This is a genomic window from Streptomyces sp. CRCS-T-1 (assembly GCF_024442335.1).
In the GTDB taxonomy this organism is placed as follows: domain Bacteria; phylum Actinomycetota; class Actinomycetes; order Streptomycetales; family Streptomycetaceae; genus Streptomyces; species Streptomyces koelreuteriae.
In genome coordinates, this window is the sequence record NZ_CP101651.1 from 5,248,065 (window position 1) to 5,267,431 (window position 19,367).

A 19,367-nucleotide genomic window follows, 5' to 3' on the forward strand; every position below is an offset into this window, starting at 1 on the left:
CAAGATGCGAAACGCGGTGTTTACCGGTCATACGCGTTCATTGTGACGCGTGTGGGGACTCTGTGGAGCCGTTGTGGACAGACGGGCGCGGATATTGCCGAAGTGCTCTCTTATGGCCTCCTCCGCCCTCATCGAGTCACCGGACCGGACCGCGTCGAGGATCTCCCGGTGCTGCCGGCAGGTGACCTTCGGATCCTGCGGCTCGCCCCCGAGGTCCGTACGGACACGGTGGAAGGCGTCCCAGAACGCCTCCAGGACCTCGCACAGCAGCGCGTTGTCCAGCCCTCGGTAGAGGGTGGCGTGGAAGGCCCGGTCGGTCTCGGCGAGGCCGGCTCCGCGCGCGGCCTCCTCTTCCATACGGTCGACGAGCGCGTCCAGTTCAATGAGGTCCGCATCCGGTATCCGCCCCGAGAGCCGGGAGGCGAGCCCCGTCTCCACCGCCTCGCGCAGTTCGAGCAGCTGGAGCAGGGAGTCCTCGCCCCGGTAGTGCCCGGCGACCGTGCGGAAGGCGAGGCCCTCGATCATCGGCGCGAGCGACATCGGGCCGACGTACGTCCCGAACCCGTGCCGGATCTCGACGATCCCCATCGCCTGGAGCGCCTTCAGCGCCTCACGCACCGAGTTCCGGCTCGCGCCGAGGTGCTCCATCAGCTCCGGCTCGGTCGGCAGCGGGGCCCCGGAGGCCAGCCGGCGGTCGAGGATGAGCTTTTTGATCCGCTCTTGTAGGTCACGCGCTGCCATGGCGAGAGGGTATCCGGCCAATCGAGCGGTGCACCGGGTTCCGGCCAGGTGGGCGATGAGGACCCGGGGGAGACACAAGAAAGCCCCCCGCTTCCGCGAGGGGCTTTCCGGTCGGTGCGACTGCGCCCGGCTGGGCTTCCCTTTTCCGGCCCGCTGCGATGCCGAGGGAAGGGGGTGTGGGTGGCGGAGCCCCCACGGCGCGCGGCGAAGCCGCGCAGAAAAAGACGGTGGCGGCTTGGGTTCGCGCTTTCTGCGAACCCAAGCCGCCACCGGCATCGTGCGCCGCCAGGGACTCGAACCCCGGACCCGCTGATTAAGAGTCAGCTGCTCTAACCAACTGAGCTAGCGGCGCGCGCTGACGGCGTAACTCTACAGGACGTCCGGAGGTGCTCCGGACCACCGGGGCGGGCCCCGGGCGGCCCCCGCGAGGGCGGTCGGTTACATCATTCGGACCGTCAGCATGCGCGTGCGGAAGACAGTTGAGAAACTGACGGCGCGCGTCCGGGGCCGCACCGGGCACCGTCATTTTCCGCCGGAACTGTGAGGGGAATCGCATGAAGTCGCCGGTATTCGAGGAATTCGACCCCGGGGGCGACTGCGACTGCCCCGGCTGCGTCCACTGGCGCCGTGTCCTGCCGCGTTCCCCGGCCGGCCGTACCACCACCCATCCGGCCGCGCACCGGGCTCTCGCCCTGGCCGCCGTGGCCGCCGCCACCCTCGGAGCGGGCCACGCCGTACCGGCCGCCGCCGCCCCGCAGGCACCCCACCGATCGGGTGTCTTCGCAGATGACGAGCCCGAGACCCCCCAGGGCGACACGGCACCGCTGCACGGCTCGGACGGCCGGCAGGGCAAGCCCTCCGACGCCGCCCCGGCCGCCGCCATCAGCCGTACGGAGATCATGGAGCGGGCCAGGACCTGGGTCGCCGCCAAAGTGCCGTACAACATGAACGCGTACTGGTCCGACGGTTACCGGCAGGACTGCTCGGGCTATGTCTCCATGGCCTGGAAGCTGCCCGGAAACGAATGGACGGGCAGCCTCGCCCAATTCGGTGAACGGATTTCCAAGGAGGAACTCCAGCCGGGCGACATTCTGCTGTTCCACAATCCGGCCAACCCGGAGAGCGGCTCGCACGTCGTCATTTTCGGCGGCTGGACGAACACCAAGCACACCTCCTACACGGCCTACGAGCAGGCCCGCCCGCACACCCGCCGGCAGACCACCCCGTACGCCTACACGAGCGACTCCGACCGGTACGTCCCCTACCGCTACAAGGGCGTCACCGCGCAGGAGGAGCCCGCCCCGGCCGAGGACCGGCAGGAGGAGCCGGGCCCGGCGAAGGACCGGGGGCTGCCGGGCGCACCGGCCGCCACGCCCTACCCGGGAGCGACGTATTTCGGCCCCGGCGCGAACAACAAGTACGTCACCCAGCTCGGCCGCATGCTCGTCGCGCGCGGGGCCGGAGCCTCGTTCCCCGCGGAGCCAGGACCGCGTTGGACGGACGACCACCGGCGGGCGACCCGGGTCTTCCAGCGGGCGCAGGGCTTCAAGGGCGCGGACGCCGACGGGCTGCCCGGCCCGCGCACCTGGGAGCTGCTGGTCACGGGCAAGGGCAAGGACGTCACTGCTGCGGAGGCCGGGCCGCCGCCCTCCTCCCACGGTGTCCCCGGCTACCCGGGGCGGGCGATGTTCCGGCCCGGGGCGAGCAACCCGTACGTCACCCAACTGGGCAGGCAGCTCGTGCGGAAGGGGTTCGGCAGGTTCTACCCGGAGCGGCCGGGGCCGCGCTGGGGTGAGTCGGACCGGCGCGCCGTCGAGGCCTTCCAGCGCACCCAGGGCTGGCGGGGCGGAGCGGCGGACGGCTTCCCGGGGCCGGAAACCTGGCGGCGGCTGTTCTCGTAGCACTCCTGGCACTCACGGCACGGGGGGCCCACCCGTTGTGACGCATCTGGCGCGGAGGCTGGAGGCACGCATGACCACGACCACGTCCCACACGTCCGAGCCCGACGGACCGGCCGAGGGGCCGGCCAGGACCGCCCGGCTCATCCAGAACGAGTCGACCACCGAGATCCCCGTCCATCTGCTGTTCCGTGACGAACCCGGCCCGGCGCCGATGCCGCTGAGGTCGGCGGTCGTCGGCCGTCGCCAGGGCACGGGGGAGCAGCCGCGTCTCGGGCGCCCGGCCGCCCTGGCCCCGCGTCCGGTGCCGGAGGCCGATCCCGACCTGGTGGAGCGGACCGCGCGGGTGCTGCCCGGTGCGGCGGGCGTCCTGGCCGGGGCGTGCGGGGCGGCCGGATGCGTGGCCACCTCCTGGTGGGCCGGGGTGCTGCCGCCGCTCGCGGTGGAGGCGCTGCGGCTGCCCGCCCACGCCGGGGCCGGGCTCGGTCCCGCGCAGTGGGCGGCGTACGCGGGAGCCGGGGCGCTCGCGCTGTTCGGGTTCGGCGGGCTGGCCCGGGGGAGGACCGGGCGGGCCTGGGTGCTGGATCTGTTCGGCCGCTACCGGGGGACCGTCCGGCGCTCCGGCCTGCTGTGGGTCAACCCGCTGCTGCTGCGCCGCCGGGTGGACGTACGGCTGCGGCACTGGCGCAGCGAGCCGGTGCCCGCGACCGACGCGCACGGGGTCGCGCTGCGGGTGGTGGTCCTGGTGGTGTGGCGGGTGCGGGACACCGCGCGGGCCACGCTGGGCGTCGAGGACCACGAGGCGTACTTGCGCGCGTGTGTCGAGGCGGCGCTGGCCCGGGTGCCGGTGGCGATGCCGGGCGGCTCGAAGGGAGCCGGGGAGGCGGCGGCCGAGGTGCTGACCCGGCTGGTGACGGCGGAGGCGGCCCCGGTCGGTCTTGAGGTGTTCTCGGTGCAGCCGCTCAGGGCGGAGTACGACCCCGAGGTCGCCGCCGCGCTGCACCGCCGCCGGATCGCGGCGCTGGACGCCCAGCACCGGGCGAGTGTGCTCACCTCGGTCGTGGACTCGGTGGAGGACACGGTGACCCGGCTGACCATGCGGGGGCTGGTCGAACTCGACGACCGCGAGCGGAAGGTGCTGGTGAAGGACCTGACGGTGGCCTTCTGCGCGGGGCGCGGGGAAACGGCCCCGTGATTGGTATGGACATGTTCAACTAACGTCCCTACATTCAGACTTGGTCTAGACCTACCTGCACGGCTCACTGAACATCCCCCACGTTCTCCAGGAGCGGCAGCATGCGCACAAGGACCAAGTTGTCCGCAGCCGCGGTGGGACTGGCCACGACCGGAGCCCTCGTACTCTCCTCCGGCGGCGCCAGCGGCCACGGCTACACCGACCTCCCCATCAGCAGGCAGAAGCTCTGCCAGAACGGCACCGTGACCAACTGCGGATCCATCCAGTGGGAGCCGCAGAGCGTCGAGGGCCCGAAGGGCTTCCCGGCGTCCGGCCCGGCCGACGGGCAGATCTGCAACGCCGGGCTCGGCCACTTCGGCCAGCTCAGCGCACCGCGCACCCCGTCCGGCGGCGCCTGGCCCGCCACGAGGGTGACGGGCGGCCAGAGCTACACGTTCCGCTGGCAGTTCACGGCCATGCACGCCACGACCGACTTCCGGTACTACGTCACCAAGCCGGGCTGGAACCAGAACCACAACCTGGCCCGGTCCGACCTCAACCTCACGCCGTTCTTCACGGTCCCGTACAACGGCCAGCGGCCACCGCAGACGCTCTCCCACAGCGGCAGGCTGCCGTCCGGGCTGAGCGGCCGTCATGTCATCGTCGCCGTATGGACGATCGCCGACACGGCCAACGCGTTCTACGCCTGCTCGGACGTCACGTTCTGAGCCGTCCGAACGGTCTGAACCTCTGAGGTTCTCTTGAGTCACCGCCTCGGCCGGCGTGGGTAGGTTTCTCCCACGCCGGCCGATCGATGGCCGCGCAGGGCCTCGGGGGGAGCTCATGGAAGTCCTGTTCTACGCCGTGCCCACGCTCATGATCGCGGTCGCTTCCTGCGCCGTGGCCGTGGTGATCCGCCGCTCCGTCCGGGTCAGCCGCGCCTGGAACAGCGGCCTGACCGCCGAGGCGCGCTGTCTGCGGACGTACACCACGACGAGCGGTGGCGGCGACAGCTCGGTACGTACGACTCTGCACCACGTCTACGAGTTCACCGCGCGCGACGGCCGCGGCGTCCGGTTCGAGGAACGGGGCGGGCCGGGGACGACCCTCGAGGGCGACATCGTCACCGTGCACTACCCGGCAGACCGCCCGGAGCACGCCACGGCCAGGCCTCCGGCGCCTGGGAAGCTCATGGCGGGCACGGGATGCCTGCTCGCCTTCCTCGGCACGTTCATCCTCTTCGCCCTCGGCTTCATGGCGGTGACGTACGCGATGTTCTCCGCCGTGGGCGACTTCCCGCAGCCGTAGCGCTCCACATCTGACGATACGTCAACTACCGTGCGCGCCCATGGACTCCAGGGCGAGCACGGTGGCGGAACTCGTGGCCGACCGGTGGGGCGACCACCGGCCCGGGCTGCGCTACGAGGACGGGGTGCTGACCCACCACGAGGTGGCGGCGGGCGCCGCCGCCCGGGCCGCGCTGCTGTCCGACCTTCTGCCCACCGGCGCCGAACCCCACCTCGGGGTGCTGCTCGACAACACCCCCGAGTTCCCGCTCTGGCTGTGCGCAGCGGCCCTGGCCGGGGCGGCCGTCGCCGGGGTCAATCCCACCCGGCGCGGCGCCGAACTGGCCCGCGACATCCTGCACACCGAGTGCCGCGTCCTGGTCACCGAGCGGGCCCGTCTGCCGTTGCTCCGGGGCCTGGACCTGCCCGGGGTGCGCCTGCTGGTGACGGACACCGCCGACTACGCCGGTCTCCTGGCCCGCTACGCCGACGCCCGGCCGGACCCGTCCCGCGCGGCCCCGTCCGACCGCTTCCTGCTCTACTTCACCTCCGGCTCGACCGGCGCGCCCAAGGCGGCCCTCTGCTCCCAGGGCCGCCTGGCCGCCGCCGGACGCTCCCTGGCCGGCCAGTTCTCCCTGGGCCCGGACGACGTCCACTACGTCTGCATGCCGCTGTTCCACGGCAACGCGGTGATCGCCGACTGGGCACCGGCGCTGGTCACCGGGGCGGCCGTGGCACTGCGCCACCGCTTCTCGGCGTCCCGCTTCCTGCCGGACGTGCGCCGCTACGGGGCGACGTACTTCACCTATGTCGGCCGGGCGATCCAGTACGTTCTGGCCACCGAGCCGCACCCCGGGGACCGCGACAACCCCCTGCGTCTGGGCTTCGGCACGGAGGCGGGCGCGGTGGACGCGGCGGCGTTCGAGCGGCGGTTCGGGGTGCGGCTGGTCGAGGGGTACGGCTCGTCGGAGGGCGGGGCGGCCGTGCAGTGGTCGCCGGGCACACCGGTCGGAGCGGTCGGTCGGGCGACGCCCGGGCTGGTGGTCCTGCACCCGGAGACCGGCCGGGAGTGCCCGCCGGCCCGCTTCGACACGGCGGGCCGGCTGCTCAACGGGGACGAGGCGATCGGCGAACTGGTCAACCAGGGCCCCAGCCCCTTCGAGGGCTACTGGCGCAACCCGGCGGCCGAGGCGGAGCGCCGCAGGGACGGCTGGTACTGGACGGGCGACCTCTTCTGCCGCGACACCGACGGCTACCTCCACTTCGCCGGCCGCACCGACGACCGCCTCCGTGTCGACGGCGAGAACCTGGCCGCCGCGATGATCGAGAACATCCTCGCCCGCTACGAGGGGGCGGCGGCGGTCTGTGTCTACGCGGTGCCGGACCCGGTGACCGGCGACCAGGTGATGGCGACGATCGCGGGCGCCTTCGACCCGCTGTCCTTCGCGGAGTTCCTGCTCGCCCAGCCGGACCTGGGGACGAAGATGGCCCCCCGGTTCGTCCGGGTGACCGACCGCATGCCGGTCACGGCCACGAACAAGATCCACCGGGCTGCGTTGCGCGGGGAGGGCTTCCGGTGCGCCGACCCGGTGTGGTGGCGACCGCCGGGGAAGGCCACGTACCGCAGGCTGACCGGGGCGGACCTCGAACACGCCGAAGGGCCTCTCGCTCCCACGAGAGGCCCTTCACCGGTGCGCCGCCAGGGACTCGAACCCCGGACCCGCTGATTAAGAGTCAGCTGCTCTAACCAACTGAGCTAGCGGCGCATGACTCACGCCGACCTGCGGAATCGTGTTCCGCGGTGGGCGACGGGAAAATACTACCCGGTCTCCGGGGGTGCTTCCGACCACCTGGCGACCACCCGGCGGCGGGCTAGATCGCCATGGAGAGCAGGACCGGGGCCGCGTTGCGGTTGAGGGCGTCGGCGGCCTGGCGGAGGCGGTGGGCGTGCTCGACCGGGAGGGACAGGGCCAGGCAGCCGACGGAGGAGCCGGCTGTGATGGGGACGGCCGCGCAGACCGTGCCGACCGCGTACTCCTGGAGGTCCAGGACGGGCACGGTGGCGGGCTGGGCCTCCAGCCGGGAGAGCAGCAGGCGGTCGCTGGTGATGGTGCGCGAGGTGAGGCGGGCCATCTTGTGCCGGGAGAGGTGGTCGCGGCGGCCGGCGTGGTCGAGCTGGGTCAGCAGGCTCTTGCCTATCGCGGTGGCGTGGGCCGAGGAGCGGAAGTCGACCCACTCGTTGACCTTGGGCGTGGCCGGGCTGTCGGCGTACTGGGTGACGCTGATCTCGCCGTCGACGTAGCGGCTCATGTAGACGGCGGCGCCGACCGAGTCGCGCAGCCGGTCGAGGGTGTGCTGGAGCTTGTCGCGCAGGGTCTGCTCGCGATGGCGGGCGGAGCCGAGGCGGGCCAGTGTCTCGCCGGTGACGTACGCGCCGTCCGCGATCTGCTCGACGTAGCCCTCGCGGCGCAGCATGCGCAGCAGGGCGGTGAGCCGCTCCGGTCCGATGCCGGTGCGCCGGGCGAGTTCGGTGTCGGTGACGCCGGAGCTGTTTCGCGCCACCGTCTCCAGGACGCGCAGGGCTTCCTGGGCCGAGTGGTACGGGGTGGTCGGCTCGTTCCTCAGCGCCACGGTGGTCTCCCCCTGCGCTTGCTGTTGGCCGTAATCCGGACAGCGAATCATCTCCACGATAACCGGCAAAGGGGTTGTGGAGAGCGGGGGTTGACAAGATTCCGGGCCCCCGGGCCGGGGCATCGACCCGCTGGCATATGCCAGGAGCATGCCCCGATCCGAGGGCCCGGTGTCGGCCCTGCTTACGGGCCGTAGTCAGAGGACTGCGCTGAGGAACTCCCTCGTGCGGTCCAGCTCCGGGTCGCTGAAGATCTTCTCCGGCGGGCCCGACTCGATGACCCGGCCCGAGTCGAACATCAGTACCTGATCGGAGATGTCCCGGGCGAAATTCATCTCGTGGGTCACACAGAGCATGGTGATGTCCGTGCTGCGGGCGATGTCCCGCAGCAGGTCCAGCACGCCCGCGACCAGCTCCGGGTCGAGCGCCGAGGTCACCTCGTCCAGCAGCAGCACCTGGGGCTGCATCGCCAGCGCCCGGGCGATCGCCACGCGCTGCTGCTGGCCGCCGGAGAGCTGGGCGGGGTGGGCGTCGCACTTGTCGGACAGGCCCACCATGTCCAGCAGGCCCTTGGCCCGCTCCACCGCCTCGTCCTTCGACATGCCGAGGACGGTGACCGGCGCCTCGGTGAGGTTGCGCAGCACGGTCATGTTCGGGAACAGGTTGAACTGCTGGAACACCATCCCGATCTTCTTGCGGACCTCGCGCACCTCCTTGTCGGAGGCGGGGAACAGCTTCTGCCCGTCGACCGTGATCGTGCCCTCGTCGGGCTTGAGCAGGGTCATCAGCAGCCGCAGGATCGTCGTCTTGCCGGAGCCGGACGGCCCGATCAGGGTGACGTGCTTGCCGGCGTCGACGGAGAAGTCCAGGTGGTCCAGGACGGTGTTCTGGCCGAACCGCTTGGTGACCTGTTCCAGCCGGATCAGCTCGCCGGTGCTCTTGGCGGGGTTCTTCTCGGGATCGGTCCCGGGGGTGGGGAGAGTGTCAGTGGGCAAGGCGTCGCTCCAGGGCTCGCAGGGCAAGGGAGGCCAGGTAGGAAATGACGATGAAGGCCACGCCGATGACCGTGAGGGGCTCGGTGAACTGGAAGTGCTCCTGAGAGAACAGGCGCGCGTGGCCGAGCATCTCCAGGACGGTGATCGCCATCAGCATCGGCGTGTCCTTGAGCATCGCGATGACGTAGTTGCCGAGCGCGGGGACGACCCGGCGCACCGCCTGCGGCAGGATCACCGCGGTCCACGTCCGTCGCAGCGGCAGGTTCAGCGCCGTCGCCGCCTCCCACTGGCCGACCGGCACGGCCTCGATACCGGCCCGGTAGACCTGCATCGTGTACGTCGAGTAGTGCAGCCCGATCGCGAAGACACCGGTGGTCAGCGCCGAGAAGGTCAGGCCCCACTCCGGCAGCACGTAGAAGAGGAAGAACAGCTGCACCAGCAGCGGGGTGTTGCGGACGAACTCCGTGACCGCCCCGACCGGCCAGGTCACCCAGCGCGAGGGCACCCGCATCAGCAGCGCCCACGCCAGGCCCAGCGCGAAGGAGATCAGCGAGCCGAACAGCAGGATCTGCAGGGTGACCAGCAGGCCCTCCCAGAAGTCCGGCATGAAGTCGGAGACCGCGCTCCAGTCCCAGTTCATCGGACCCCCTCCACCACGGCCGGCTCAGGCGCCCGGGTCTTGCCGTCGGGCTTCTTCCCGACCCCGGTCTTGAGCTTCTTCTCCAGTCCGCGCATGACCCGGGTGAGCAGGAAGGCGATCACGAAGTAGATCAGCAGGATGTACGTGTAGATCTCCGCGCTCTCCTGCAGCGCCAGGCGCACCAGGTTCGCGCTGAACGTCAGATCGCCCATGCCCGTGATCGACACCAGCGCGGTGCCCTTGAGCAGCTCGATCAGCAGATTCGAGAACGGCGGGATCATCTCCGGCACCGCCTGCGGCAGCAGGATCAGCCGCAGCCGCTGCCAGGGCGTGAAGCTGAGCGCGATGCCGCCCTCCTGCTGCGCCGGGTCGACCGAGCCCAGCGCGCCGCGCACGATCTCCGCGCCGTACGCGCCGTAGGTCAGCCCGAGCGCGAGCGTGCCCGCCCACAGGGGTACGAGCTGCCAGCCGAAGGCGACCGGCAGCACGAAGAACACCCAGAAGATCATGACCAGGGCGGAGGTGCCGCGGAACACCTCGGTGTAGAAGCCCGCGAGGAAGCGGACGATCCGCAGCCGGTGGCTGCGCGCGACGCCGACCACGAAGGAGACGGCCGCGCCCAGCAGAGCGCTGCAGACGAGCAGCTGGACGGTGGTCCACACGCCCTTGAGTACGAGTTCCCAGAGTCCCGAGGTCATCCGCCGCACAGCTCCTTCGCGGTCAGATCCGTCATCTCGGCCTTCGTGAAACCGAAGGGCCGCAGGATGCGGAACAGCTCCCCGCTCTTCTTGAGCTTGCGCAGCTCCACGTTGAAGGCGTCCCGCAGATTCGTCTCGGTCGGCCGGAACGCGAAGGCGCCCCCGTCCACGTGCGGCTTGCCGCCCACGATCGGCGTGAAGGGCTTGGTCGACTCCGCCTTGGCGGACTTCTTCACCACCTCGCGGGCGGTGAGCGCCGTACCGGCGAACACGTCCACGCGTCCCGCCTCGACCGCGTTCAGGCCCGCGACCTGGTCCGGGACGATGAGGATGTCGCTCTCCTTGTACCCCGCCTCGACGGCGTACTGGATCTCGGCGTAGCCGGTCCCGGTGGCGAACTTCGCCTTCTTCGCGACGACGTCCTTGTAGCTGTGCAGCCCCTTCGGGTTGCCCTTGCGCACGATGAACGCGTCGAGCATCTGGTAGTCCGGGTCGGAGAAGATGACCTGCTCGCAGCGCTCGGGGTTGACGTACATCCCGGCCGCGACGACGTCGAACTGCTGGGAGTTCAGGCCCGGGATGAGCGAGCCGAACTCGGTCGGCACGGGCTGCACCCGGTCGACGCCGAGACGCTTGAAGATCACCTTGGCCAGCTCCGGTGCCTCACCGGTCAGCTCGCCGTTCTTGTCGATGAACCCGAACGGGATCTCGCCGGCGATGCCGAGGCGGACGACGCCCGCCGCCCGAAGCCGTTCGAGGAGGTCACCGCCCTCGACGTCCGAGGCGGTGGCGACCCGGCTGCATCCGGCGGCACCCAGCGCGCCGAGCGCCGCCACCCCCGCGAGCAGCGATCGGCGTGTGGGACCGGACACGGCCCCGGACACGGTCCGGGTTATGGGGTCCGGAATTCTGAGGGGGCTTCTCTGTGGTGGAGCCATGGGCGCGCGGCTACCCGACCGCACCGGAGTTATGCCGATCTTTTCAAGCCCCGCTCTTCGGCGATGCACCCTTGACCGCGGGCCCGAGGGGCACTCCCATGGAGGGCATGGCTGATCGCTACATCGAACTCTCGCTGGTCAAGCGTGACGTGACCTGCACGGCCAAGCTGCTGGACGACCGCGCGCCGATCACCTGCGCGGCCGTCTGGGATTCCCTTCCGCTGGCCGGGGACGTCTACCACGCGAAGTACGCACGCAATGAGATCTACGCCCTTTTCCCGCCATTCGCCGAAACCGAACCACCCCTGGAGAACCCGACCATCACTCCCATCCCCGGCGATCTGTGTTATTTCACCTTCGCCGGGGCGGAGCTGGGCACCAAGTCCTACGGCTACGACCGCGAGGTCCGCGCCGGGACCACGCTCGTCGACCTGGCCCTGTTCTACGAGCGCAACAACCTGCTGCTGAACGGCGATGTCGGCTGGGTCCCCGGCATCGTCTGGGGCCAGGTCGTCGACGGCCTGGAGAACATGGCCGAGGCGTGCAACGACCTGTGGAGGTCGGGAGCGGCGGGGGAGACCCTCAGCTTCCGGAGGGCCTGACCCGGCCGGCGGACGCCACGCCGGCCTCGTACAGCGCGTGGGCCGCCCGCAGCACCAGATCGTCCCGGTGCCGGGCGGCCACGAGCTGCAGACCGATCGGCAGACCGTCCCCGTCGGCGCCGACCGGCACGCTCGCCGCGGGCTGCTGCGTCATGTTGAACGGGTACGTGAACGGTGTCCAGCCCGTCCAGCGCCGGTGGCCCGATCCCTTCGGCACCTCGGGGCCCGCCTCGAACGCCGTGATCGGCAGGGTCGGGGTGAGCAGCAGGTCGTAGGTGTCGTGGAAGCGGCCCATCCGGCGGCCCAGATCCATCCGGACGTCCACCGCGGCCAGATAGTCCAGCGCCGAGTAGCGGGCCCCCTGGTCGCAGATCTCCCTGAGACCCGGGTCCAGCAATTCCCGCTGATGCGGGCCGAGGTGCTCGGTCACCCGGGCCGCCCCGCTGAACCACAGGGTGTGGAAGGCCTCCACCGGGTCGGTGAGGTCCGGGTCGGTCTCCGTGACGTACGCGCCGAGCTCCGCCAGCCGCTCCACCGCCCGCCGCACCGCCGTCGCGACCTCCGGGCGCACCGCCACCTGCCCGCCCAGCGACGGCGAGTAGGCCACACGCAGCCCGCGCACCCCGCCCGCCAGGCCCTCCGTGTACGCACCCGGCGGCGGGGCGAGCGCGGACCAGTCACGCGAGTCCGGGTGGCCGATCACATCCATCAGCAGCGCCGAGTCCGCCGCGTCCCGGGTCATCGGCCCGACGTGCGCCAGCGTCCCGAACGCGCTCGCCGGATACAGCGGCACCCGCCCGTACGTCGGCTTCAGCGCGAAGATCCCGCAGAACGACGCCGGGATCCGGACACTGCCGCCGCCGTCCGTGCCCAGCGACAGCGGTCCCGCGCCGAGCGCCACGGCCGCCGCGCTGCCGCCGCTCGATCCGCCGGCGGTGCGCGAGGGGTCGTACGGATTGCGCGTCACGCCGTTCAGCGGCGAGTCCGTCACGCCCTTCCAGCCGAACTCGGGCGTCGTCGTCTTGCCGATGAAGACCGCCCCGTGCTCCCGCAGCCGGGCCACGGACGGGGCGTCCTCGTCCCAGCGCCCCGCCGGATCCACGGCCTTCGACCCGCGCAGGGTCGGCGCGCCGCGCTGCAGCAGGATGTCCTTCACCGTGACGGGCACCCCGTCCAGCAGCCCCCGCGGCTCCCCGCGCCGCCATCGCTCCTCCGACTCCCGGGCCCGGGCCAGCGCGTCCTCGCCCGTCAGCCGGACGAAGGCATTCACCTCCGGCTGAATCGCCTCGGCCCGCTCCAGAGCCGCCCGCGTCGCCTCCACGGGACTCCACTCGCCCTTGCGGTACCCGTCGAGGAGCCGTACGGCGGTCAGGTCGGTGAGCTCGGTCATCCACCCTCCAAGGAATGTCAGTGACCAGGTACGTACCCACGCTGCTTGTCGACCACGTTCTTCAGTGGCTCCCCGCTCGCCCAGAGTTCGTAAAGATCCACGAACTGGGCGCCGAGTTCGTCGCGCCAGCCGATGATGTCGCCGCTCATGTGCGGGGACACGATCAGGCCCGGGAGCTGCCACAAAGGGCTCTCGGGGGTCAGGGGTTCGGCCTCGAAGACGTCCAGTGCGGCGCCCGCGATCCCGTGCTTGGTGAGGGCGTCGGCGAGGGCGTCCTCGACGACCAGCTGGCCCCGGCCGATGTTGATGAACCGGGCGGAGGGCTGCATCACGCCGAAGCGGCGGGCGTCGAACATGCCGTGCGTCTGCTCGGTGAGCGGCGCCGCCGCGATCACCCAGTCGGCGCGCGCCAGCAGCCGGTCCAGGTCCTCCGGGCCGTGCACGCCGCTGCGGGGGGCGCGGCCCACGAGCGCGGTCGTGAGGCCCAGCGCCTTCAGCATGCGCTCGATCGCCCGGCCGATCGGCCCGGAGCCCACCACGACGGCCTTGCCGCCTGCGACCTTGTGCGACTCGCGGTGCCGCCAGGTCCGCTCCCGCTGCAGCTCCAGCGTGCGCGGAAGATCCTTCGCCATCGCCAGGACGAGCGCGGCGACGTACTCGGCGATCGGCTGGTCGAAGATCCCGCGCGCGTTCGTCACCACCGTGTCGGAGGCGGCGAGTTCCGGACACATCAGATGGTCCACGCCGGCGCTCGCCGTATGCACCCAGCGTGGCCGCGGCCCCTCGCCCGGCCAGGCGTCCCGCACGGCGCGCGAGGTGAAGTCCCACACCAGCAACGCGTCCGCGCGCGGCAGAAGCGCGGCGAGCCCCGCCGCGTCGGTGTGTTCGATCCGGGCGCGTCCGGTGAGGCGGCCGAGGCGAGGAAGGGGTTCGGCGTCCAGGACGAGGAGGGTGGGAGTGGGCATGAGCAGCCGTTTCTCCAGCCGTGCGGCGGGGTCGGCCGGGTTTCGGGCGCCGGCCGGTGACCACGAGTTAACCGGGTGTTGACCAACGAGTGATCCAGGCGGATTGACCACGCTCGCACTCGAACCTACCGTCGTCAACACGGGCGTTCCCACGATCCGTTGCACACTAGTTGCCCAGCGTGAGGCCGGTGCCTGCATGGACGTCTCATTTCTCGGCGGGCCCAGCCCGCAGCGGGGGGTCGGCGTTGTCGCTCCCTTCGACTTCGCACTCGACCGCGAGCTGTGGCGCTGGGTGCCGGACGAGGTCTCCCTCCATATGACACGAACACCGTTCGTGCCGGTCGAGGTGAGCCTCGATCTGGCCCGCCTGGTCAGCGAGCACGAGACGCTGAGCGAGGCGGTCCGCACCATCAACGCGGTCGCCCCCGAGGTCATCGCCTACGCCTGTACGTCGGGCAGCTTCGTCGGCGGCGTCATGGGCGAGCGCGCGATGTGCGAGGCGATGAGCCGGGCCGGTGCCGTACCGGCGATCACCACCTCGGGCGGGCTGCTGGAGGCCCTGGTGGAGCTGGACGTCAGGAAGGTGGCGCTGGTGACGCCGTACACGGTGTCGGTGACGCAGTCGCTGGAGGCCTACGTCGCCCAGGCCGGCGTCACGATCTCCGGGTGTGCCTTCATGGGCCTGACCCGGCACATCTGGAAGGTCCCCTACCGGGAGGTGGTGGACATGGCGCGGGAGGCCGTGCGCGGCGACGCCGACGCCCTGTTCATCAGCTGTACCAACCTGCCCACCTACGACGTCATCCCGCAGCTGGAGGCCGAGCTGCGGATCCCGGTGATCTCGGCCAACCAAGTGACGATGTGGGCTGCGCTGCGCCGACTGGGTACCCGTGCGGTGGGACCGTATCAAGCGCTGATCAACCCGGAGGCGCGCGCCGGTCTCGGATCGCCGGGGGTGGACCCCGGACCTGTAGTGCCGGAAGAAGAGCAGCAGCAGGAAGGCTGGACATGACAGCACTGGGATTTCTCTACCCGGGCCACTCGGCCGAGGACGACTATCCGCGCATCGAGCAGTTGCTGGGCAGCGACATCCGGGTGGACCTGGTGCACACCGATATCGGTGAGGACGCGCACCGGGTCGACGCGCTGCTGGAGATGGGCTCCGCGGGCCGGCTGGCGGCGGGCGTCCAGGAGCTGCGGCACGCGGGCGCCGAGGCCGTCGTGTGGGCCTGCACGAGCGGCAGCTTCGTCTACGGCTGGGACGGCGCGCAGGAGCAGGTCCGTTCCCTGGCGCAGACGGCCGGCATGCCCGCCTCCTCGACGTCCTTCGCCTTCGCGCACGCGGTGAAGGAGCTGGGGGCGCGGCGGGTCGCGATCGGCGCGACGTACCCGGACGACGTCGCCCAGCTCTTCGCGGGGTTCCTCCGCTCGGACGGCGTCGAGGTCGTGTCGGTCAACAGCTCCGGCATCATCACGGCCGCCGAGGTCGGCACCTGGGGCGAGGCCGAACTCCTCGCCCTGGCTCGGAACTCCGACCACCCCGACGCCGAGGCCCTCCTGCTCCCGGACACGGCCCTGCACACGGCCGCGCACATCCAGGCCCTGGAGAAGGAACTCGGCAAGCCGATCCTCACCGCCAACCAGGTCACGGTCTGGGAGTGCCTCCGCCTGGCCGACCGCCGCGTGAACGCCCCGGAACTGGGCGCGCTGTTCACGAGGGAGCCGATCATCCAGGCGTGATCGACGGGTGCCGTCCCCGCCGCCTCGGGCTGTTGCCGGGGCGGCGGTGGCGATCGCCGCCCGGCCGGGTCAGGTCCGTTGTTCGGGTGGTGGGGGCGGAGGATACGGCGGCGGTGGTGGAACGGGGCGTTGAATCCGGCGACGGCGCAGCGCGTAGGGGAACGTGAAGCCGAAAGCTCCCCCCGTGGCGGCGCCGACCAGCACGGCCAGCGCGAGGTCCCGGCCGATACCGTGGGTGAACACTTGCTGCGGCCCCGCCAGCACGCATCCGAAGACGCCCGCCCCGATCGCGCCATGCCAACGGTCGCGCAAGCCGGGCCCGTTTCTTCTCATCCGAGAACGATGCCCTCCCGCGTACCTTCCATGAGGGCCGGAATCGGACACACCGCTCTGCGCCCGCGCCCACCGGGGGAATAACCGGAGACAGTCCCCTGTTAGAGCCGGGACGACAGCACACGGCCCACAGCAGGAGGCACCCCACCGTGGCGGCAGACGAGACACGCGGCGACGAGATACGCGGCGCGGCGCAGGGCGGCGCTCCCGTTCCCCTCTCCGTACTGGACCTGGTCACCGTGGGGGCCGGCCGTACCGCCTCCGACGCGCTGCGCACCAGCGTCGAACTGGCCCGGCTCGCGGAGGCCCGCGGGTTCCACCGCTACTGGGTCGCCGAGCACCACTCCATGCCGGGTGTGGCCTCGTCGTCCCCGGCCGTGATCCTGGCCCACCTCGCCGCCCACACCGACCGCATCCGGCTCGGCTCGGGCGGCGTGATGCTGCCCAACCACGCCCCGCTCGTGATCGCCGAGCAGTTCGGCACGCTGGAGGCCATGGCCCCGGGCCGGATCGACCTCGGCCTCGGCCGCGCCCCCGGCACGGACGGTGCCACGGCCGCCGCCCTGCGCCGCACGGACCGGCTGAACGAGGGCGCCGACGATTTCCCGGAGCAGCTCGCCGAGCTGACCCGCTTCCTCGACGACGACTTCCCCGACGGGCATCGCTACCGCCGTATCCACGCCGTACCGGGTCCGATCCAGGCCACGTCCCCCGGCGGCGTGCAGTCCCCGCACCGGCCGCCGCTCTGGCTGCTCGGCTCCTCCGGCTTCAGCGCCCGCCTCGCCGGTGTCCTCGGACTGCCCTTCGCCTTCGCGCACCATTTCTCGGCGCAGAACACCCTCCCCGCCCTGGACCTGTACCGGGAGTCCTTCCAGCCGTCGGCCGTGCTCGATGAGCCGTACGCCCTCATCGGCGTCTCCGCCCTCGCCGCCGACGAGGAGAAGGAGGCCCGCCGCCAGGTGCTGGCCGCGGCCCTCAGCATGGTCCGGCTGCGCACCGGCCGCCCCGGCCTCGTGCCCAGCCCCGAGGAGGCGGCGGCCTACGAGTTCAGCCCCATGGAGCGCGACTTCGTCGACTCCTGGAACGCCAACGTCATCCACGGCACCCCGGACGAGGTCCGCTCCGGCCTCGACGACCTCGCCAAGCGCACCGGCGCCGACGAGCTGATGATCACGGCCAACGCGCACGGCGGTGACGTCCGCGTGCGCTCCTACGAACTCATCGCCGGCGCCTACGGGTTGCCGACGCCCGCCTGAACGTCCGGCGTGCCCAGCAGCTCGGAGATACGGTCCGGTGACACCGGGCGGGAGTACAGCCAGCCCTGTCCGGTGTCGCAGCCGATGCGCCGCAGCCGGACCGCCTGGGCCGAGGTCTCCACGCACTCGGCCGTCACGGTCAGCCCGAGCCGGTGCGCGAGCTGGATCATCGCCTCGACCACCACCTCGTCGGCGGGGTTGGGGCGGGCCGCCGTGTCCCGGTCGTCGTACTGGAATCCCCGTACGAAGGAACCGTCCAGCTTCAGCACCGACACCGGCAGCCGGCTCAGATACGCGAGGTTCGAGTAGCCCGTGCCGAAGTCGTCGATGGCGATGCGCACACCCATGTCGCTGAGCGCCTTCAGGGCCTGCAACGGCCGGCCGCCCGAGCCCATCACCGCCGACTCGGTCAGCTCCAGCTGGAGCAGATGCGGCGCGAGGCCCGTCTCGGCCAGGGTCTCCGCCACGTCGGCCACCAGGTCCGAGTCCCAGACCTGGCGGACCGCCACATTGACGCTGACGAAGATCGGCGGCTCGTCGGGATGCTCCCGCTGCCAGCGCCGGGCCTGCCGGCAGGCCGTACGCAGCACCCAGCGGCCCAGCGGAACGATCGAGCCGTCCTCCTCGGCCAGTCCGATGAACCGATTCGGCGTCAGTACGCCGAACTGAGGATGATTCCAGCGGATGAGCGCCTCGACCCCGTGCAGCCGGTCGTCCTCCATGCCGACCAGCGGCTGGTACTCCAGCCGGAACTCGCCCCGGTCGATGGCGGGCCGGAGCGTGGAGGCGAGGGCCTGGCGGGTCATGCGATGGGCGTTGCGCTCCGGGTCGAACAGTGTCCAGCGGGCCTTGCCGTCGGCCTTCGCCCAGTACAGCGTCGTGTCCGCCGCCTGCACCAGGGCGGTCGGGGTCGTCCCGGCCGCGTGCCGCTCCACCACCCCGATCGACGCCGACACCGACAGCCGCTGGCCGGAGATGTCGAAGGGGTCCTGGATAGCCCGCAGCACGGCTTCGGCCAGCTCGGCCAGTTGTTCGGTGCCGGTGGAGTCCTCGACGAGCAGCGCGAACTCGTCGCCGCCGAGCCGGGCCACCAGCGGGGTGCTGGTGCGGGCGAAGCCGGTCTCGTCCGCGCAGCGCCTCAGCCGCTCGGCGACGGCGGCCAGCAGCCGGTCGCCGACCCGGTGGCCGAGGGTGTCGTTGATGGCCTTGAAGCCGTCCAGGTCCAGATAGCACAGCCCGATCCGGCCCGTGCCGCTCTGCTCGTACGACTCGGCCTCCAGTGCGGCCGACAGGCGTTCGAAGAACAGGGTGCGGTTGGGCAGCCGGGTCACCGCGTCGTGCATCTGCAAGTGCCGCAGCCGGGCCTGGAGTTCCCGGCGGGAGCTGATGTCGGCGACCGACAGCAGTACGCCCCGGTCCTCGGCGGGCAGCGGGGCGACCGTCACCTGCACCCACAGCGAGTGCCCGTCGGGGTGCTTCAGGCGACGGGTGCAGCGCAGCCGGGACTGCCGGCCGCGCAGCACCTCGCGGTAGGTGTGCCAGGTGCGGGCGTCGGAGGTGAGGTCGACCAGATCGGCGGCGACGGCCCCGGCGAGTTCGTCCGGGGCGGTGCCGAGCAGCGCGGCGAGTGAGTCGTTGGCGCTGACGACCGTGCCCTCGCGGTCCACGACGGCCATGGCGAGCGGGGCGGCCGTGAAGACGGAGCGATAGGGCGACTGCGACAGGTGCCCGGTACCCGGGTGTTCGGTACGGGGGTGCTCGGTACAGGGGGGCGTATCGATCTCACTCTCTGTGACGACCGGCCGGTCGAGGTCTGCCGCGGGTGTGGGCCCTTCGGAGGTTCCGCTCACCGCTCGCTCCCGCATGTATTCGATCTCTGTCCGTGCAGGAAAGGTCAGGAAAGTGTGCCGATCATAGAGGCTGGCCCCAGGGCCTTCCAGCCGGTGTCCAGTGTTCCCGACCAACGGGCCCTTCTGCCAGATCGTTTCTGCTCGCACCTGGACGGCTTCTTCAGGCCCCCGACCAGTTGTGACGTTCCGTGAGTGCTTCTGGGGTGTCGGCGTCCGCGATTTTTCGCCTCCT

At 71.3% G+C, this 19,367-nt stretch carries 18 protein-coding genes and 2 tRNA genes; 9 read left to right on the forward strand and 11 right to left on the reverse strand.

The features are described 5' to 3' along the window. Positions 1-27: 27 nt before the first annotated feature. Complete coding sequence (locus NNW99_RS23835) at positions 28-741, reverse strand: FadR/GntR family transcriptional regulator (RefSeq protein ID WP_215121157.1); 714 nt, start codon at positions 739-741, stop codon at positions 28-30. Positions 742-1,019: 278 nt separating this feature from the next. Then, positions 1,020-1,093 (reverse strand) — tRNA-Lys (locus NNW99_RS23840). 202 nt (positions 1,094-1,295) lie between these two features. Here NNW99_RS23840 and NNW99_RS23845 point away from each other — a divergent pair. From NNW99_RS23845 to NNW99_RS23865, 5 genes are all read left to right on the forward strand, one after another. Beyond that, complete coding sequence (locus tag NNW99_RS23845; RefSeq protein WP_215121158.1) at positions 1,296-2,642, forward strand: peptidoglycan-binding protein; 1,347 nt, start codon at positions 1,296-1,298, stop codon at positions 2,640-2,642. Between the two features lie 70 nt (positions 2,643-2,712). After that, positions 2,713-3,834, forward strand: coding sequence for an SPFH domain-containing protein (locus NNW99_RS23850; RefSeq protein ID WP_215121159.1), 1,122 nt, complete (start codon positions 2,713-2,715; stop codon positions 3,832-3,834). Positions 3,835-3,935: 101 nt separating this feature from the next. After that, positions 3,936-4,541: a lytic polysaccharide monooxygenase gene (locus tag NNW99_RS23855; protein WP_215121160.1), complete on the forward strand. Its 606-nt coding sequence runs from the start codon at positions 3,936-3,938 to the stop codon at positions 4,539-4,541. A gap of 115 nt (positions 4,542-4,656) precedes the next feature. After that, positions 4,657-5,121: a DUF3592 domain-containing protein gene (locus NNW99_RS23860; protein ID WP_215121161.1), complete on the forward strand. Its 465-nt coding sequence runs from the start codon at positions 4,657-4,659 to the stop codon at positions 5,119-5,121. A gap of 40 nt (positions 5,122-5,161) precedes the next feature. Then, positions 5,162-6,826 (forward strand): long-chain-fatty-acid--CoA ligase, encoded by a 1,665-nt coding sequence (locus NNW99_RS23865; protein WP_215121162.1) that lies wholly within the window; start codon positions 5,162-5,164, stop codon positions 6,824-6,826. Here NNW99_RS23865 and NNW99_RS23870 read toward each other — a convergent pair. The 6 genes from NNW99_RS23870 to ehuB form a co-directional block, all read right to left on the reverse strand. Then, positions 6,792-6,865, reverse strand: a tRNA-Lys gene (locus NNW99_RS23870). The genes NNW99_RS23865 and NNW99_RS23870 overlap by 35 nt on opposite strands. Positions 6,866-6,971: 106 nt before the next feature. Next, entirely contained in the window at positions 6,972-7,730 is a 759-nt protein-coding gene (locus NNW99_RS23875) for an IclR family transcriptional regulator (RefSeq protein WP_215121163.1), read from the reverse strand. Between the two features lie 195 nt (positions 7,731-7,925). Continuing rightward, positions 7,926-8,723 (reverse strand): ectoine/hydroxyectoine ABC transporter ATP-binding protein EhuA, encoded by a 798-nt coding sequence (gene ehuA / locus NNW99_RS23880; RefSeq protein ID WP_215121164.1) that lies wholly within the window; start codon positions 8,721-8,723, stop codon positions 7,926-7,928. After that, positions 8,713-9,363, reverse strand: a complete 651-nt coding sequence (gene ehuD, locus NNW99_RS23885; protein WP_215121165.1) for an ectoine/hydroxyectoine ABC transporter permease subunit EhuD — start codon at positions 9,361-9,363, stop codon at positions 8,713-8,715. Before ehuD ends, ehuA begins: the two co-directional genes overlap by 11 nt. After that, positions 9,360-10,061, reverse strand: coding sequence for an ectoine/hydroxyectoine ABC transporter permease subunit EhuC (ehuC, locus tag NNW99_RS23890; protein WP_215121166.1), 702 nt, complete (start codon positions 10,059-10,061; stop codon positions 9,360-9,362). Before ehuC ends, ehuD begins: the two co-directional genes overlap by 4 nt. Next, the gene (gene ehuB / locus NNW99_RS23895) at positions 10,058-10,999 is read right to left on the reverse strand and encodes an ectoine/hydroxyectoine ABC transporter substrate-binding protein EhuB (protein WP_370869157.1); all 942 of its coding nucleotides are present in this window, start codon (positions 10,997-10,999) and stop codon (positions 10,058-10,060) included. The genes ehuC and ehuB overlap by 4 nt, the downstream gene beginning before the upstream one ends. 107 nt (positions 11,000-11,106) lie before the next feature. Between ehuB and NNW99_RS23900 the strand changes: the two genes are divergently transcribed. Further along, entirely contained in the window at positions 11,107-11,601 is a 495-nt protein-coding gene (locus NNW99_RS23900; RefSeq protein WP_215121167.1) for a DUF3830 family protein, read from the forward strand. Here NNW99_RS23900 and NNW99_RS23905 read toward each other — a convergent pair. After that, positions 11,582-12,991 (reverse strand): amidase, encoded by a 1,410-nt coding sequence (locus tag NNW99_RS23905; RefSeq protein ID WP_215121168.1) that lies wholly within the window; start codon positions 12,989-12,991, stop codon positions 11,582-11,584. The two genes, NNW99_RS23900 and NNW99_RS23905, sit on opposite strands and share 20 nt — an antisense overlap. 17 nt (positions 12,992-13,008) lie before the next feature. After that, entirely contained in the window at positions 13,009-13,956 is a 948-nt protein-coding gene (locus tag NNW99_RS23910) for a D-2-hydroxyacid dehydrogenase (protein ID WP_215121169.1), read from the reverse strand. Between the two features lie 196 nt (positions 13,957-14,152). Between NNW99_RS23910 and NNW99_RS23915 the strand changes: the two genes are divergently transcribed. From NNW99_RS23915 to NNW99_RS23925, 3 genes are all read left to right on the forward strand, one after another. After that, positions 14,153-14,968: an aspartate/glutamate racemase family protein gene (locus NNW99_RS23915; RefSeq protein ID WP_215121170.1), complete on the forward strand. Its 816-nt coding sequence runs from the start codon at positions 14,153-14,155 to the stop codon at positions 14,966-14,968. Beyond that, entirely contained in the window at positions 14,965-15,696 is a 732-nt protein-coding gene (locus NNW99_RS23920) for an aspartate/glutamate racemase family protein (RefSeq protein ID WP_215121171.1), read from the forward strand. Before NNW99_RS23915 ends, NNW99_RS23920 begins: the two co-directional genes overlap by 4 nt. A gap of 482 nt (positions 15,697-16,178) precedes the next feature. Continuing rightward, the gene (locus NNW99_RS23925; RefSeq protein ID WP_215121172.1) at positions 16,179-17,285 is read left to right on the forward strand and encodes an LLM class flavin-dependent oxidoreductase; all 1,107 of its coding nucleotides are present in this window, start codon (positions 16,179-16,181) and stop codon (positions 17,283-17,285) included. On the opposite strand, the gene NNW99_RS23930 is transcribed toward NNW99_RS23925, so the two are convergent. Next, on the reverse strand, positions 17,261-19,150 hold the full coding sequence (locus NNW99_RS23930; protein WP_215121173.1) for a bifunctional diguanylate cyclase/phosphodiesterase: 1,890 nt from the start codon (positions 19,148-19,150) through the stop codon (positions 17,261-17,263). The two genes, NNW99_RS23925 and NNW99_RS23930, sit on opposite strands and share 25 nt — an antisense overlap. Between the last annotated feature and the right edge of the window lie 217 nt (positions 19,151-19,367).